The organism is Glaciecola sp. 33A, assembly GCF_002836745.1.
Taxonomy (GTDB): domain Bacteria; phylum Pseudomonadota; class Gammaproteobacteria; order Enterobacterales; family Alteromonadaceae; genus Glaciecola.
On the sequence record NZ_PJAR01000043.1, the window covers coordinates 167,973 to 183,601 of the forward strand.

Annotated in this window: 15 protein-coding genes; 3 read left to right on the top strand and 12 right to left on the bottom strand. The window is 40.5% G+C overall.

From position 1 onward, the window contains the following. Positions 1-5: 5 nt before the first annotated feature. From CXF81_RS15100 to rpe, 8 genes are all read right to left on the bottom strand, one after another. Complete coding sequence (locus CXF81_RS15100; protein WP_101182170.1) at positions 6-812, bottom strand: DUF1338 domain-containing protein; 807 nt, start codon at positions 810-812, stop codon at positions 6-8. Positions 813-831: 19 nt separating this feature from the next. After that, positions 832-2,304: a succinylglutamate-semialdehyde dehydrogenase gene (astD, locus tag CXF81_RS15105; protein ID WP_101182171.1), complete on the bottom strand. Its 1,473-nt coding sequence runs from the start codon at positions 2,302-2,304 to the stop codon at positions 832-834. Between the two features lie 8 nt (positions 2,305-2,312). Continuing rightward, positions 2,313-3,347, bottom strand: coding sequence for an arginine N-succinyltransferase (gene astA / locus CXF81_RS15110; RefSeq protein WP_101182172.1), 1,035 nt, complete (start codon positions 3,345-3,347; stop codon positions 2,313-2,315). Between the two features lie 40 nt (positions 3,348-3,387). After that, complete coding sequence (locus CXF81_RS15115; protein ID WP_101182173.1) at positions 3,388-4,593, bottom strand: aspartate aminotransferase family protein; 1,206 nt, start codon at positions 4,591-4,593, stop codon at positions 3,388-3,390. 371 nt (positions 4,594-4,964) lie between these two features. Then, a complete protein-coding gene (locus CXF81_RS15120; protein ID WP_232771956.1) occupies positions 4,965-6,146 on the bottom strand; it encodes an HDOD domain-containing protein in 1,182 nt (393 codons plus the stop codon). Between the two features lie 55 nt (positions 6,147-6,201). Beyond that, a complete protein-coding gene (locus tag CXF81_RS15125; RefSeq protein WP_101182175.1) occupies positions 6,202-6,777 on the bottom strand; it encodes an aminodeoxychorismate/anthranilate synthase component II in 576 nt (191 codons plus the stop codon). Positions 6,778-6,875: 98 nt separating this feature from the next. Continuing rightward, positions 6,876-7,883 (bottom strand): tryptophan--tRNA ligase, encoded by a 1,008-nt coding sequence (gene trpS / locus CXF81_RS15130; protein ID WP_101182176.1) that lies wholly within the window; start codon positions 7,881-7,883, stop codon positions 6,876-6,878. A gap of 21 nt (positions 7,884-7,904) precedes the next feature. Next, positions 7,905-8,567, bottom strand: coding sequence for a ribulose-phosphate 3-epimerase (gene rpe, locus CXF81_RS15135; protein ID WP_101182177.1), 663 nt, complete (start codon positions 8,565-8,567; stop codon positions 7,905-7,907). Positions 8,568-8,960: 393 nt separating this feature from the next. Between rpe and CXF81_RS15140 the strand changes: the two genes are divergently transcribed. The 3 genes from CXF81_RS15140 to CXF81_RS15150 all read left to right on the top strand — a co-directional run bounded on the left by CXF81_RS15140 (position 8,961) and on the right by CXF81_RS15150 (position 10,378). Continuing rightward, a complete protein-coding gene (locus CXF81_RS15140) occupies positions 8,961-9,602 on the top strand; it encodes a TorF family putative porin (RefSeq protein WP_101182178.1) in 642 nt (213 codons plus the stop codon). 275 nt (positions 9,603-9,877) lie between these two features. Beyond that, the gene (locus tag CXF81_RS15145) at positions 9,878-10,183 is read left to right on the top strand and encodes a hypothetical protein (protein ID WP_101182179.1); all 306 of its coding nucleotides are present in this window, start codon (positions 9,878-9,880) and stop codon (positions 10,181-10,183) included. Between the two features lie 12 nt (positions 10,184-10,195). Continuing rightward, positions 10,196-10,378, top strand: a complete 183-nt coding sequence (locus tag CXF81_RS15150) for a DUF2970 domain-containing protein (RefSeq protein WP_255409454.1) — start codon at positions 10,196-10,198, stop codon at positions 10,376-10,378. A gap of 33 nt (positions 10,379-10,411) precedes the next feature. Here CXF81_RS15150 and CXF81_RS15155 read toward each other — a convergent pair whose 3' ends face one another. From CXF81_RS15155 to CXF81_RS15165, 4 genes are all read right to left on the bottom strand, one after another. Next, positions 10,412-12,772: a bifunctional diguanylate cyclase/phosphodiesterase gene (locus CXF81_RS15155; RefSeq protein WP_198556415.1), complete on the bottom strand. Its 2,361-nt coding sequence runs from the start codon at positions 12,770-12,772 to the stop codon at positions 10,412-10,414. 188 nt (positions 12,773-12,960) lie between these two features. Continuing rightward, positions 12,961-13,119 carry a hypothetical protein gene (locus CXF81_RS19945; protein WP_157825572.1) on the bottom strand — a complete coding sequence of 53 codons (159 nt, stop codon included), beginning with the start codon at positions 13,117-13,119 and terminating at the stop codon, positions 12,961-12,963. Between the two features lie 42 nt (positions 13,120-13,161). Then, positions 13,162-13,995, bottom strand: a complete 834-nt coding sequence (locus tag CXF81_RS15160; protein WP_101182181.1) for a Dam family site-specific DNA-(adenine-N6)-methyltransferase — start codon at positions 13,993-13,995, stop codon at positions 13,162-13,164. A 56-nt stretch (positions 13,996-14,051) separates the two neighbouring features. After that, a complete protein-coding gene (locus CXF81_RS15165; RefSeq protein ID WP_101182182.1) occupies positions 14,052-15,617 on the bottom strand; it encodes an SPOR domain-containing protein in 1,566 nt (521 codons plus the stop codon). Positions 15,618-15,629: the final 12 nt, after the last annotated feature.

A 15,629-nucleotide genomic window follows, 5' to 3' on the forward strand; every position in this document is an offset into this window, starting at 1 on the left:
GTTAATTATTGGGCGTTAGTGCTTTCAAAAATCTTATCAGCAGAAGCTGCCACAAATCCTTGATAATACTCTCCATTTGCCATTTTATAACGTTGGGCGAGTTCATAAAAGCAACTAGGAATGGACACTGTAGCGTCAGCGAAAACAACTTCAGATGAATCAGCCATGGTTGAAGATTGAGCCAAACAAACCTCTTCTCCCCCTTTGATTTCTCCACCAGATGAATTTAACGTAAACCCAGCCTGCTTTAAAATGTCATTCACTTCGGTCAGTTCATTAATGTTGTTTAAGTGATTAACACTAACAGTAAAGTGATTTGCTCGATAGCCCCAAGCGGCCATCCATGCTGCATATTCTGATTCGGCTAATAAGGTTTTATAGTCTTCATGTGAAACCGTCCAATGTGTTCCTGAATACAGGAAATTGTCTGCTTCAACAGTTTGCACGGTAACAGTGCCGATCATCTTATTAATAATCGCCTGCGCCGTCTCGCTGAGTTCTTCTACTCTCAACTCGCTAATAAATACCTTCGCTTGCGCCGTATCTGGATGCTCAAAGTGTTGTGCTGTCAGTTTTTTTGTTGCAAAGTCATAATCTCCTTTTTGCTCATAGCCAAGTGCAAGAAAGTGTGCCGCTAGCTTTTTCAAATTCACGCTTTGAAGGTTGAATGTACGTAAAGCAATATGGTCATTAATAATATCTGACTCGCCAGTTTTGGCGCCTAATAGTTCATGAATATTGCTCGCTGATGGCGTTATTTGAATATAGTCTTGCCAAAGCCCTTGGAACAATTTATTGATGTCTGTGTGCATGTTTATTCCTTAAAATCTATTAAAACTTGAGACCGGGACTAAGTGTAGACGGTAACGTAACTACATCCAGTTCTACCGAAGCAACTGGATAAGCACAGTAGTCAGCGGCATAATAAGCACTTGCTCTATGGTTCCCACTTTCTCCAATGCCACCAAAAGGTGCTGCACTGCTAGCGCCTGTAATAGGACGGTTCCAGTTGACAATACCAGCTCTAATACGTGCTAAGAAATACTCATAATCTGCTTTCGAGTCGCTTAACAAACCCGCAGACAAACCAAAGCTGGTATTATTCGCATGCGTAATTGCATCATCGAAATTGCTATATCTGATGACTTTCAAAAGTGGTCCGAAATGTTCCTCATCAGGCATATCATCAAGTATTGCTGTTACATCAATTATACCAGGGGTAACGAAGCCCGTATCTTTATCTGTGTGTTCAAGTGCCAGTAAACTTGTTGCACCTAAGCCCAAAAGTTGCTGCTGAGCGTTCGCCATTCCAGCAGCGGCAGTTGAACTTATCATCGATCCCATGAAGGGCTGTTCTTGCGCATCATAATGACCAACTTGAATACTTTTGGTCACCGCCAACAATCGTGCTAACAAAATATCACCTTGTTCGTTGTTTTGAATAAACAAACGTCGTGCACAAGTACAGCGCTGTCCACTAGTGACAAAAGCAGACTGCACAATGTCATGTACAGCAGCGTCAATATTAGCAACGTCTTTCACTATTAATGGGTTATTGCCGCCCATTTCGAGCGCTAAGATTTTGCCTGGATGACCGGCAAATTGTTCATGCAATATTTTACCTGTTCGAGAGCTGCCGGTGAAAAACAAACCATCAATATTAGGGTGACTGGCAAGTGCCTTGCCGGTTTCAACCTGACCTTGAATAAGATTTAACACGCCATTTGGTAAGCCCGCTTTTTGCCATAATTGAACAATGAATTCGGCAACCATTGGGGTTAAATCGCTAGGCTTAAATACAATTGTATTTCCTGCGATCAGTGCTGGAACGATATGTCCGTTGGGCAAATGGCCAGGAAAATTATAGGGGCCAAACACGGCCACGACACCATGTGGTTTATGTCTGATTATTGCTTGGCCAATAGGCATGGCATTTTCAACAGTACCTGTACGTTCGTTGTAAGCTTTTTCAGAAATCGCAATTTTTCCTATCATTGCGCCAACTTCGGTAGCTGTTTCCCATTCGGGTTTTCCGGTTTCCTTTGCAATAATTTTCGCCAACTCAGTTTTGCTTTCACCTAGTAATTCAGCAAATTGCTTTATGATGCTTAAACGTTCTTCAACCGACTTCAAAGACCAGGCAGGGAATGCATTTCGAGCAGCTACAACCGCTTCATTTACTTGTGCTTCAGATGCTGATTTTGCCGACCAAATCACGACATTTTTTGCAGGGTCGAGAGAATTAATCGCATGGCCTAAGCCCTCTATCCATTGACCATTGATAAAGTGTGTTGAATTTGACATGTGTGCTCCTAATGCTTTGTGTTAGCTGGCGAGAAACGAATTGAATCGCCATCTTTTATACCTAATGCCTCAGCACTAACTCGTTCAATTGCAACGCGATTACCGTCGACATAGGCGATTTCTGCGATACAAGCTCTGAAGTCTTGTATGGACGTATTAATAGCAAAGCAGGTTTCACCGTCTGTTTGAGCGAGGTTGTCGTTGATGACGACAGATGCTTTGCGACTGGCTTGTACTGTTGCGATGTTTTTAACATCCGCTTCTACAGTGGGACCGGCGTCAAAAATATCCACATAACCACGGCACTTAAATCCTTCTTGCTCAAGCAAACACAGAGCTGGTTTAGTTTTTTCGTGTACCTTTCCGATACAGTCTTGCGCCGCTTTACTGAGTAAATTAACGTAAATAGGGTATTTGGGCATCAGTTCAGCAATGAATACTTTGTTGCCGATACCGGTTAGATAGTCAGCAGTAGGGAAATCCATTGAGAAGAAATTTTCTTCGAGCCAAGCCCAAAATGGCGAAAGTCCTTTGTCATCGCTAACGCCACGCATTTCAGCGATAACAACATCAGCAAAACGTTCTTTGTGTTCAGCCATGAAAAGAAAGCGCATTTTGGATAGAAAGCGACCATTAAGACCTTTCCGCGCATTTTCTCTTAAAAATAAGGTGCAAATTTCACTTACGCCTGTGTAATCATTACAAAAGTGCAGTATATCGACGGTGTTATGCACATTTAATTCACGCGACGCATGTACCACCTTGCTTATATGGTAATGATAAAACGCATCTTGCAGGCCAACTGTTGCTTCAATACCAGTAGTACCGACAACTTCACCGGTTTCTGTATCTTCCATTACGAATAGGTAGCTTTGCATACCTGGTTCTGTTGGCGTCGATTGAACCGCTGCTTCAGCGTTTGTGATTTTACGGCGCAACAATTCTTCATTCACCGGCAGTGAAGTGAAACCGATACCCGACTCTTTCGCTATCTCATACAGCGTCTGATAATCAGACGCTTTAATTGGTCGAATAATTTTCATCAAATGATCCCTGTGCTTATCAAAGACAAGCTAAAAAAGACTAACCGGCAACGACTGAGGCAACCGCCTTCTCGAAACGAGCTAAACCTTCAATGATATCTTCATCGGGGATAACCAAAGATGGAGCAAAACGAATAACATTCATACCAGCAATTAAACACATAAGACGTTGCTCATTCGCCGCGACCATGAAGTCGCGGGCACGGCCGGCATATTTTTCATTTAACGCACAACCTAACAACATGCCTTTGCCACGTATTTCACTGAATACATGATACTTTTCATTAATTGCACCTAAAATTTCTCGATATAATGCTTCTTTCTTGAGCACTCCAGCGAAAACTTCCGGTTGGTTAATAACGTCCAAGACTCTTTCAGCGACCGCACATGCTAGTGGATTACCACCATATGTACTGCCATGAGTACCTGGTTTTAGGCTGCTAGCTATCGCGTCAGTGGTAAGCATAGCACCAATTGGAAAGCCGCCACCTAATGACTTAGCTGAGGTCAAAATGTCAGGTGTAACATCAACATCCATATAAGCAAATAAATAGCCTGTTCTACCAACACCACTTTGTACTTCATCAAAAATCAATAGTGCATTATGTTTATCACAAAGTTCTCTGACACCCCTCACGAATGCAGGGTCTGGCACGATTATCCCACCTTCACCTTGCAATGGCTCCATCATAATTGCGCAAGTGCGCTCTGACATCATGCTTGCCAGCATTTCTAGGTTATTGTATTCGCAATGCTCAATACCGCCGGGCTTCGGACCAAACCCGTCTGAATAGGCAGGTTGACCGCCCACGGTCACTGTGAAGAAAGTACGACCATGAAAGCCTTGTTTAAAGGCAATAATTTGGTCCTTGCTTTCGTTGTGATGATCAATAGCAAATCTGCGCGCTAGTTTCAATGCAGCCTCGTTTGCTTCTGCACCTGAATTAGCGAAGTACACTTTATCCGCAAAAGTAGCATCACATAATTTTTTAGCTAATCTGATTGCGGGCTCGTTAGTAAATACATTACTTAAATGCCACAATTTATTGCCTTGTTCTTGTAAAACGCTAACCAGTTCTGGATGACAATGGCCAAGAACGTTAACCGCAATACCGCCTGCAAAATCGATGTACTCATTGCCTTCTTGATCCCAAACGCGAGACCCTTCACCACGCACCGGCACCATTTGTGCAGGATTGTAGTTAGGCACCATTACATCATCAAACGTTGAACGAGTCACTTGCATGTTATACACCTCTTTGCTTAGCTATTCTGCACTCACACAATATTAGATGTATGAGTAATCTGAAGGTGTATTATGCCAGAAGAGACAGTTAAAGCAATCAACTTATTAGTCGCAAAGCCAGTAAAACTAGGGGGTGTGAACTGATTTGCAGAATTAGTGAATATTTATTTTAGGGGCAATATAGCGAAGAAAATAACCAGGTTTTGGTGTACGAGTACTGGCCGTAATGGCTTACAGACAAGCTACATATTTTCAAATGGGACTAATAACGCCGCAATCGTTGGCTTACACGCATCATATTTAGGCATATTCATGCAAAAGTACGTTGCTCAAACAACACCCCTGATTGCCTAATTAGAATGATAAATCGCTCAGTCGTTGCGCGCTCTTAGTGATTGTTGGATCTCAGGAATTTTAATTTCAAGCCCAGTTAAATTGGTTTTCATCAACAGCACGACATCGTCTGAAACGATACCAAAGTTGCGTAAATACAGCAACGATGCTTGTTTGGATATTAAGTTATTTCCTTTCATCATTTTAAATTGCATATAGCCCTGGCAACGAAACAATAAATTGGTTAGAGGATGTAAGTTTTTCTCTTTTACGTGTGCAAAGCTTATTTCTTTTATGCGAGTGTAATCTTCAAAGCCAATACCAATCATCAACCAACGGCACTTTAAGCTTGCAACTATGTCGCTGTTAAGTTTATCAGCGTAGCGATGCCATAATGAGATAAGATACTTGTGCGAAGGTACCAGTGTGTTAAGGGCTTCCGCTTGAACTGGATTATTTTTCCTTTGCTCTTCGATGATTTTTTCGCGTAGTTTACCTTCGAATGCTTTTAGATACATTGTGGTAATTGCACTGCGCCCGATGGTACTCATCAAACCGATGTTATACCCTAGATACCATTTCATTCCTTCTTTTTCGGCAACGGCTCGGCACGCTTTACCTGTGCCCAGAGTATATTCCCAAAGGTGCTTTTGTAATTCTGGAAATAGCGCTGATTTTGGCGGCAAACTGCGCTTTGCAATTAATGCGGGCAGCAAGGTGCGCAGACTTTCTATTCCAATGAAGCTCAGTGCACTGCGCAAAGTATCGATGACGATTAGTCTACCTTTTGAATCAAAACGACGATATGTTGGTTGTTTTATAAAGCTGACAATGGCATCTGACAGCCAATTTAATTCTTTAATAAAGACTTCTAGGCGAGATATCGAACAGGACTCTGTGTACAAAACATCTAAAATTTTACCTATGGATGGATCGAACCCAAGGACTTTCTCTAATACGTACGAGGTATTTCTAAATCTTTCAGCAAGATCATTCATAAGACCGACATGAAATTCAGCTTCAACTTGTTGAATAAACAAATGTTGTTTGTAATTTTTTTCTTCACGATTCTTTATGGTAACTTCTTCGACAAACAACAATTCTCTACGAGCGTCAGCTTGCTCTGACTCTTCCATAATGCGTTGTTTCTCAGTTTTTTTACCCGTCAGAAGAATAGCTTCATCCGAGCTGATGAGAAGGTGCTCGAATCTATTATTCATAGTCGAGGCTAATTGAGATACGCTTAACTTCATGTCGTTGTTCTACATCCGTCGTCTATTTTCTTAAAAAATTATTCAAAATTTTATGACCTTCCTGAGTTAACAATGATTCAGGGTGAAACTGAACACCAAATATAGGCATTGTTTTGTGCTGAATTCCCATTATCTCTGTATCGCCACTTTCGCTGCAAACTGCAGTAATTTCTAGCCGTTCAGGTAGTGTTTCTAATTCTAACAGCAAAGAATGGTATCTTGTTGCTGTAAATATACTCTGGATCCCTTCAAAGATCCCATGTGCATGTTTTACTTCTACTTCTGAAGTTTTACCATGTTTGATATTTTTTGCACGTACTACTTTGGCACCAAAGACCTGCCCTATCGCCTGATGGCCCAAGCATACTCCTAAAAGCGGGACTTTTCCTGCAAATGCTGCAATTGCATCTAAGCAAATACCCGATTCATTCGGTGAACATGGACCAGGAGATATCACTAAATGTGTAAATTCTAGTTCCTGTAGTTCACTAATACTAAGCTCATCATTTTTGATGACTTTTACCCTAGCACCTAACTCTTCAAAATAGCGCACTAAATTGAAGGTAAAAGAGTCATAATTATCAATGATTAAAACCATGTTAGTAACTCCAATGGCAAAGCTTGTTTTGCAAGCAAATCATATTCGTTTATAGCCAAGTCAATGCCTAGAGCTGGATAGAAATCCAGGGTACGGGGTTATGGTGCGACAAACCCAAGTGCTTTATATGTTTTTGCGAGCGTCACTGATGCTTTTTCCCTGGCTTTTATAGCGCTAGCTCGCAAAACATCATGTAAATAACTTTGGTCGGTGCGAATCCGAGCATATTCTGTCTGAATAGGAGAAAGCATAGAAACAACAGCCTCAGCAACATCACCTTTTAAGTGCCCATACATCTTGTCTTGGTATTGTGGGACCAAGCTCTCAATTGACTGTCCTGTTGTACAAGACAGTAACGATAATAAACTTGATACACCCGGCTTTTCAGCAACATCAAAATAAATACGTGCTTGCTCATCACTGTCAGTAACGGCACGCTTAATTTTTTTGCTCAGCTTTTTCGGATCGTCCAATAAGCCAATCACATTATTTGGATTATCATCCGATTTTGACATTTTTTTCAAGGGATCTTGTAAGCTCATAATACGAGCACCTGATTCAGGAATAAACGGGTCAGGGATGGTGAATATGTCACCATAGATATTATTGAATCGAGTTGCGATGTCTCGAGTTAATTCCAAATGCTGCTTTTGATCTTCACCGACAGGGACTTTATTTGCCTGATAAATCAGTATATCAGCAGCTTGAAGCACAGGATAGCTATACAAACCAACGTTGATATTTGACGCATTCTTTTGTGATTTATCCTTAAACTGTGTCATCCGATTGAGCTCGCCCATTTGCGTATAACAATTGAGTACCCAGCTTAGTTGCGCATGCTCCGGCACGTGAGACTGCAAAAAAATACTACTTTTTTTAGGATCAATACCGCAGGCTAGATATAATGCTAAGCCATCAAGGCAGGCTTGATTTAGCGCCGTAGGGTCCTGCCTAACTGTAATGGCATGCAAATCAACAATCATGTACAGGCAATCGTTGTCGTCTTGCATATTTACCCACTGCCGCAGGGCTCCCATATAGTTGCCCATGGTAAGTTGACCGGAAGGTTGGCAACCACTTAAAACGATCGGTTTTTGCAAGCTCATTTTGTTTACGACTTCCTCATGTTATTTACATTGATTTTTCATTGCCGCGATAGTGTCGGCGTAATTATCGGTATTGAATATAGCAGAACCTGCAACGAACATGTCCGCGCCTGCATCCCAAACCGACTTGATATTGTCGACCTTTATACCACCATCAACTTCTATTCGAATATTGAGACTTTTTGCCTCTATTATCTTCTTTAACTGTGTAATTTTAGTCAGTGTATTTTCGATGAAAGATTGCCCGCCAAACCCAGGGTTAACTGACATTAACAAAACATAATCAAGTTTTTCAAGGACACAATCCAGAACGTGTAATGGCGTTCCGGGGTTCAATGCCAGTCCGGCTTTGCAACCATTATTTTTAATTAATTGGATACTGCGGTCCAGATGCATCGTTGCTTCAGGGTGAAAACTAATCATACTTGCGCCAGCTTTTGCAAAAGCCTCGATCATAGAATCAACTGGCTGGACCATTAAATGCACGTCAATATCCGCCTTGATACCATATTTGCGCAATGCTTCACAAATCATTGGGCCGAAAGAAAGGTTAGGAACGTAATGATTGTCCATTACGTCAAAGTGAACTATATCTGCCCCAGAATCGAGCACGTTTTGAACATCTTGTCCTAAACAAGCAAAATCAGCGGACAGGATGGATGGTGCAATTAATGGTGTATGCATTAGTTAATCCCAAATCCCTTCAGTTTACCGAACTTTTGTGATTGACAAAAGCCTTAACCGCGCACTTTATTGGTGAGCATGCATCAAATTGGGGCATTTTTATTCACTAAATCAATTCAATGCGCCAAAAGTTTTTATGTAGCAAAACATAAAAATCAAAAAAATCTTTAAAATTCAATGTGATAATTTTTATTATACCGTTTTTTATATTTAGGCACTACTTTTGCTATACCTAATCCATACACGGATTATACAAATAAAATGAGTGAATGTTGTATTAACAACATAAATAAATTATCAATTTAATACGTAGCAGCATGGCAAAACAAATAATAATAATAAGACGACAAGAAGAAACCGCTTTAACAACTTGGAACCTTACGGAGAACTCACATGAAAACTTTTAAACACGCAGCAATAGCTGCCACAATTTTGACAGCAACGCTAACAAGCCAATCTGCAATAGCGGGTTGGTCAGCAAACATCGGTCTTGTTTCTGATTATCATTTCCGTGGTATTCAACAAACTGAGTCCGCGTCAGCTTATGCTGGTGTTGATTACGCCGCTGATTCTGGCTTTTATGTCGGTGCTTGGTCTGCTGAAGTGGAAGATGGGCTTGAAGTCGACTTATATGGAGGTTATGGCCTCGAATTAGAAAGTGGCATCTCGCTGGACGCCAATTTCGTTAGCTATCAATATACCGGTGACTTTGACAGTGCTTACAATGAAATTGGAGTAAGCGCTAGTTATGGTTTATTTTCGGTCGGATACGTTAACGGTAAGTGGGATGGTGCAGTAGGTGACGAGGATGCAACCGAAGGAGACTATACGTTAGTTACACTGGGTGTCGAGAAAAACGGATGGTCTGCAACTATTGGTTCTTGGGGCAAAACGTTCGATGGTGAGTATGCTGAAATTGCATATGGTACTGACATTGGCGGATTTGATGTTGGCGTAGGCCTTGTAGTCAGCGGTTCTGATTTAGATGACAGCGAATCGTTATACCTTTCGCTTAGCAAATCATTTGAGCTATAACGTAACACGTTAGGATTATATATAAAAAACCCTGCAAGCCTCAAGGCTTGCAGGGTTTTTTATTAATGATTAAATATTGTGCATTTTGACTTTTGCGTTATACTAACGTCTAACGTTTCATTTATTTATTGAACTACTATTGAACTACGATGTCATTATTGGTTCATAGGGTTAATGTTTGCATTTTCCAGCCTACCACAACGTGTTCGTACATAGCGTGTTCGTTTGTTATTGTATTTATAAAAGAGCATGTCGGTAAGAGTATAAAATTGAATATGAAGAGCCAGATAAGTAGAATAGCGCCAAGAAAAGCAACATTGATAAAATCAGTGTCCGTTGGCCTCTGCCTAATGCTTGGTATCTACTTTACTATTTTTTCTATTCAGCCATCTATAGGCAGTTGTAGCCAAAGCGATTTTGCAGTGCAAACAGATGAAAATGGCTTACCTGTAAGTATTCAATGTTCGCGCAAAGGCAACGAAGTAAGTTGGTTGGCGTGGATCACAAACAAGTCTACATCTAATCAGTTTCATTTTCTTGATTTGTTAGAGTTGCTCTCGCAAATTGGGTCTGATGAATAATAGGTAGTGTTAGTGCTCAAAAAATGGTTTCGATTAGTAAAAAGTGTATCCGCAAGTATGTTAGGCGTACAATCTCAAAAGAGTTACGAAGAAGATTTTACTGAACAATCAGCGGTCCCGTTCGTTGTTACCGGTATTGTTCTGGTCATAGTGTTTGTGGTAAGCCTTATTTTACTAGTTAGTTTTTTAGTTTAACTAATATTATCTATTTCTAGTTGCGCATGTGTATTATGGCTTGCCGTTCTCTTGTAAAAATACGACTAAGTCTTCATGTATAATGGGCTTAGAAATGAAATATCCTTGAATAAAATCACAACCCAATTTTCCTAATTGTTCAAATTGCTCTTGCGTTTCGGCTCCCTCCGCAACGACGGGAACAGAAAAACTGTGGATCATCTGAGTTAGTGAACCAACAATTCTTTGCTGTCTTGTATCGACGTCAATTTTGTCAAGCAGAGAGCGGTCTAGTTTAACCGTATTGTAATTGAATGAAGCCAAGTACGACAGAGAAGAATATCCTGCACCAAAATCATCTATCGCTACCCTAAACCCAATGCTAGCTGCCATTTCTATCCAAGCCTTAGCTTGTTTAAAGTTAGTAATTAACGTGGTTTCGGTTATTTCAAGTTCGATACGGTTCGGACTGACTTTATGGATTTCTAGCTGGTTAACAAGTAATTCAAGCGCTCTGTCATCAACTAGTTGGGAAGGACTTAAGTTAACTGAAATAACAACATCGCTGCGTCCAATACTCGTTAAATATGTCGCTTCTTGTATTACGTTGTTAACAATCCATTCGAACAATTTATTCATATTTTCACTTTCTTCCAGCACATCTATAAATGTTGGCGGTGGAATAAAGCCCAGCTCTGGATGCTTCCAACGGCAAAGCGCTTCAATTTTAGTTACTTTTCTCGTGTAACTGTCAACAATGGGTTGATAGACCAGAAATAGCTGCCCGTCTGCAAGTGATGCAAGAAAATCATTTTTGATAGTAAATTTTAACTGTGCTCGGGCTCTCATCGATTCATCAAAAAATTTATATCTGTTTTTTCCTTCTTCCTTCGCTTGATACATAGCAATATCAGCATATCTTAGTAATTGGTCTGCATCGATTGCTTTGGCTTTTTGGAGTGCAATACCAATACTGGCGCTAATCACGATATTCGTCTCATAAACATGAAACGGAGCTGCAAATAGTTGTACCAGTGATTCAGCCATTTGAAACAAGATTTTTTCACTGCTATAGTCGGTATAACAGATAACAAATTCATCGCCACCTATCCGATAGACCTTGATGAATTTGTTGGAAACCCCTTTTAAGCGATAACCTATTTTCTTTAACATAATATCGCCAGCTTCATGACCTAAATTATCATTAACAGGTTTAAATCCATCTAAATCTAAGAAAAAGATAGCAACATTCAATGATGACTCTGTATTGCGTATATGCCAAAGGTCATCCACCAGTACATTGCGTGTAAATAGACCTGTTATGCCGTCAATAGTGGCTTGACGCAGCAGTCTTTTCTGCGAAAAATCGAGCTCACGCTCATAGGATTCGAGCATGTCAATTGCATTTCTAAATTCATCTTCAAGGTCATGCAGTTCGTCATTAAACTTTCGCTTGCCGGATTGTCCAAGACGAAACCTAGCCGTATTATATTCTTTATTTGCAATCAGCCTTATGGCTCTGCGTAATTTGTTTATTTGTGAAATAGGGATGATTGAAAAAGTTATTAGAGTCAGTAAAATTCCCAATGTGACTGTCATAAAGATAATGATGATTTGTTCTTTTTGATGATTTTGCTCGGCAACAACGGATGTGACATCGCGTATAAATATAACCTTTAGATTAGAGCCAACTACGCTTAAGGTTTCAAACCAGATGAAAAATTCTCTTCCGTCAAAGGATTTTATTATCCCTTGTGTTTCAGCCTGTGTCAGTTCATCTTGTGTTAGTTGCGTCTTTAATAGGGCGTCAATTCGTCCAAGTCCGGTCATTATTTCTGTGCTATAACGCTTCAGATTGAGCTGATTTGTGATTGGTTCCTCGTTAGGTGCCAATACACCAACATCACTACCTACCATTTGATATAAAAATTCAATTGACGGCGCAATGTCAGCAACAAGAGTTAGCGACGCTATTTTACGACCAAACATAACTGGAACCGACGAGGCTAGCTCACAAATGCGATGGCATATTATAGCTGATTTTGCCTGTGAACTAGCAAACACCTCCTGCCGTAACAAAGTAGTTTCTTGTGCAGGAAAGTCGCCAAACTCGAATGTTTGCTCTGAGTTAGTAATAGACATAGAGGATAAACCGAAGCTGAGCTGGAGCCGAGGCCAAATTCCTTCGAAATAAGACGCTGCTTCTTGTGGTGTTTTATTCCCTAAACCACCGAGTGTAAAGACCTCTTCAGCAGTCAGTACTTGCTCTTTTAGCTGCTGTTGCAATAATAATTGAGCTACTTGCAAATGCGATTTTTTAATCGCTTTAACGTTTTCTATAAAACGTTTAGATTGCTGCGCTGTGACGAATCCATAGGACGCACTTAGCGACACAATGGCTACGACAATGACCAATAGAAGAGTCTTAAATAATAAACCGCGGATTCGAATCATGAACTAAATTTTGTAAACCAATTCCGTTGAAAGCAAAGTCCAATACCTTTTTTCAAATGCTTAAGGCTGCAATATAGAGCAGGGAGCAACCAAGCAGAACCCCCAACAAAGTGAACTTGACTGTTTAGGCTAACCTTCTTGTTTATTACCTAATTCAGTACGAATGTATAGTGTCGAGCTTTATCTGCTCGATAAAGTAAACCAAGCGGTTGTGCTTGGGCACGGCCGATATCATACAAATTCGCTGTTAATTTATCATATCGCGCCAATAGCGTCACTGGATTATCGACGCCATATCTTATAGTCATATAATTGCCTGCAAGAGGGCGTTTATTTAATATACCAGTTAATCACTTAGTTTCATTGCAAAAAACAGCAATGAGTTCTCTTACTGGCTTCCGGTTGAGGGGATTTTGACTGATCAATCGCCGGGCAAAAAAACTATTAAATTTTGCGCCTCGATATAAACGCCGCGAAAGCGGCGTATCGTGGTTACTGATAATCACCGTCACTGGACGTTTCGCTACAATGTCGAGCACTGTTTGTGCCAATTTTTCTTGAGCATCTAAGCTAAATCCGCTTGTTGCGTACTGAGTAAATGACGCTGTTTTGCTAATAGGAATGTATGGTGGATCGCAATAAATGACACTGTTATCAGGCGCTTTTTTGATGACTTCAACATAATCTAAATTAGTGAATTCAGCTTTAGCAAAACGCTCGGCAAAATAAGCAATTTCTGCCGATGGCATTTTTGGCTTTACATAGCGGCCAAAAGGCACATTAAAACCACCTTTGCGGTTGTAACGACATAAACCATTGTAGCCGTGGCGATTGAGATAAACAAACAACAAGGCTCTTCGAAATGCATCATCAGTGGCATTAAACTCCTCTCGACGCTGGTAATAGAAATCTGAATCGTTTGACTCTGGCGTGAATAATGGAGCTAATGCAGTAACAAAATGCTGTGATGAGTGTTGAACCAATTTGTACAAATCAACCAAATCGGTATTAATGTCGTTAAGTTGATAATTATCGTATTGCGCATTTAACGCGATAGAGCCGGCGCCAAAAAAAGGTTCGATGAGTTTTGGTGATTTAGGTAAGTGAGGGAGAATATGCTCAAGCAGAGAGTATTTGCCGCCGGCCCATTTCAAAAAGGCCCTGTTTTTAGTATTTTTATTCACGACTGTGATTCAAACTGCAACGTGTTTTGAAAAGTGGCGCTACAGTACCATAAAATCTAACGATTTCGTATTTCCAGCTTTATTTGTTTCAAGTCTTTTGCGAATGGTTGTGTCGTTTGCAATGACGATGGCAATAATTCGACAGCTTGGCGTGTTGCATTCAAGGAAGTAAAGCGCTGATTCAATAAAACCACATGCCAAGCGCCGCTGTATCTCGTGGTTTGATAAACCCATATCAAATCTTGCAATTGATTATCCACAATAAATTCATTTAATACACGTCTATTTTGAATGCCGGAGAGCTGCAATAACACGCCCGGTTCTGGCAATGCCAACAACATTGCCTCATCAAATTCGTATAAGCGATTATCCCTTAGGTCCTGTTTTTCTTGAGCTGCAGCTTGTTCTGGCAAAGTCGATAAAGTATCGTCAGATGCCAAAGTATCAATAGCTAGCTGCTCTTCTTGTGAAGGAGTCAATAATTGATTGCCCAATGTCGCATCAAGTTGTTCAACACTAATAATATCTAGAACCGCGAAATCACCGTCAGTCCCATAAGCGTCGATGACGTCGTCGTTTGCGACGGGTGTTACTTCGTCCAAGTTTGTGATGACCCCAGCATCCTGGTCTTGCGCAGTCCGCTGCCCGTTAATATTATCGTTAAGTGATTTAATTTTATCATTGCTAGTTTGCTTAGCGTCATCCCATGAAGTGATTAACTGAACCTTATCTTTAGTTGAATTCGAATGTAAATTGGACTGTATCTCCGCTGGTGTAGATAACTGCATTGATTCTTGTTTACTTAGGGATGAGTCAGTGAACTTTTCTTTTGTCTGCTCTTTTGTTGTTATTTCTTTGTCTAACTGCTCGTTTAACAGCGCCAACTTGTCAGTATTAAGTTGGGCTTCCGGTGGCAGAGTTCCTGTTTGTAGCAATGATTTTGCATGGTCTGGATATTGCCAACTCATGAGACCGATAAAAACCGACAGCAGTAGAACTAATATGCTCACAATAAACCATTTTTGGGTAACAATAGGCGGTGAAAATTCGTCTCGCTTAAATAAGGCGAGAGAAAATGAGGGACGTTCCTCAGCCATGAGGCTCTCTAATGCATTTACGTCGAACTTTGTTGAATCTATAGATTGAGTGGACAAAAGCACTGGACGACTACTGTTGCGCTTAGGAAGCCACTTTTTAGCCTTTTCTGCCCAAACTGTCTCACCAAAAAGTATGACGTTAACGTGATGATTTTGTGATTGTGTCTTACTCTCTGTTACCCAGTCCCATAGTTCTTGTAAAAATGCATTTGGAAGCGTTTGAGCTTGCTTAATACAGAGTAAATAGGGGCCTGGTTGCTCGTGTAAATCTTTGAGGAGTTCTTTCAATGGTCGAACAAAGCTACCTACTTTTTGGCCCAAAAGTTGACGACAAATAATTCGTCGAAAATCAGGCGACTCCATGCTTAGCTCAGAAGTGAAATAGGAAATTTCAGTGTTTTCTTTTTGCATCGACAAAAAATCTTCGAGGGTTCTTTGTTGCTGTGCAATACTGTCCCCGCTTACAAATATAAGCTGAGAAGAATAATTAACTAAGTGTTCCAATCGTTCTTGCAATTCTGACAAACAGTCATGTCC